This is a genomic window from Oleiphilus sp. HI0066, assembly GCF_001635725.1.
This window is the reverse complement of the sequence record NZ_LWFH01001464.1, coordinates 1-1,345: the sequence shown is the minus strand read 5'-3', so window position 1 is coordinate 1,345 and position 1,345 is coordinate 1. Positions and strand designations below refer to the sequence as shown.

The window sequence follows — 1,345 nt, the reverse complement described above, 5'->3', positions numbered from 1 at the left end:
ATTGCCGGTGGAGCTTGTCAGTGTTGATTCAGCGCTCGTATTTAAAGATATGAATATCGGCACCGCGAAGCCGAGTGAGAGTGAGTTGCTGAAAGCGCCTCATCGTTTGATTGATATTATCGACCCTGCCGAGTCTTATTCTGTCGCACGTTTTTATGATGATGCGCTCAGAGAGATGAATGATATCGTTGCAGCGGGAAAAGTACCGCTTCTTGTCGGCGGGACGATGATGTATTTCAAGGTGTTAAAAGAAGGTATTGCTTCTATGCCTTCGGCTGATCAATCTGTGCGTGACTCAATTAATGCCTTGGCTGCGGAGAAAGGCTGGCCTTTTGTACATCAAGAGCTGGCTAAGGTTGATCCTGACTCGGCTAAACGTATTAAGCCAAATGATTCCCAGCGTCTTCAGCGAGCAATGGAAGTATACAGGGTTAGTGGTCGAACTTTGACTGAGCATTGGAGTGACCAAAAACAAGTCGGATCGGGAGTAGTTAATGGAGCTGGCAGACCTGATGGCGCGAGTTTACCTCCTATTCCGTTCGAGATTTTGCCGTTTGCGATTGCGCCGAGTGATCGAAAGTTGCTTCATAAAAGAATTGAACTAAGGTTTCGCGGTATGCTCGAGGCAAATTTTCAGCAAGAGGTCGAAACTTTACGAGCGCGAGGTGATCTAAGTTTGGACTTGCCCTCTATGCGTTGTGTGGGTTACAGACAAATGTGGGAATATTTGGATGGTACCTATGACTACGATACGATGATAGAAAAAGGGGTCGTGGCAACACGCCAATTAGCTAAGCGACAGTTAACGTGGTTGAGGTCTTGGCGGGATATTGTCTGGCTAGAAACTGGCGCGAAAAATAATATTGAGATAGTGTTGAAAAGTTTTAACGCGGCCTCATTTAACAACTAAACGTAAGATTGACTATAATTGCGTTAAATATTTAAAAAACGGGAGATTACAATAATGTCTAAGGGACACTCACTTCAAGATCCATACTTAAATGCACTCCGCAAAGAGCGCATTCCAGTATCTATCTTCTTGGTAAATGGCATCAAGTTACAAGGTCAAATCGAGTCTTTCGATCAGTTCGTCATCTTACTCAAAAATACTGTTAGCCAAATGGTATATAAGCATGCCATTTCTACTGTTGTACCTGCGCGTAATGTGCGTATGCCGTCAATGGATGAAGAAGCGGGTTCATAGGTAATACTCCATTGGAAATTGGTATTTTCTCGTTAGTATTTAAGCTCTGCCGTGTTTGATAGACCAGATGCGGGAGAGCGAGCTGTTCTCGTCCACTTAGACTTTCCAAATGAAAATGACCGTGAAGATGCGCAGGAGTTT

2 protein-coding genes are annotated in these 1,345 nt (G+C 44.2%); both read left to right on the top strand.

All coding sequences use genetic code 11. The annotated features are described in order from the left end of the window. Positions 1-910: tRNA (adenosine(37)-N6)-dimethylallyltransferase MiaA (gene miaA, locus A3738_RS22735; RefSeq protein WP_068763871.1), on the top strand; the 910-nt coding region annotated here is incomplete at its 5' end. 54 nt (positions 911-964) lie between these two features. Further along, positions 965-1,204, top strand: coding sequence for an RNA chaperone Hfq (gene hfq / locus A3738_RS22730; RefSeq protein WP_068481635.1), 240 nt, complete (start codon positions 965-967; stop codon positions 1,202-1,204). Positions 1,205-1,345: the final 141 nt, after the last annotated feature.

Bases quoted from the DNA above. Each gene is read 5' to 3' on its own strand.
- hfq (WP_068481635.1), top strand. From the start codon at position 965: ATGTCTAAGGGACACTCACTTCAAGATCCATACTTAAATGCACTCCGC.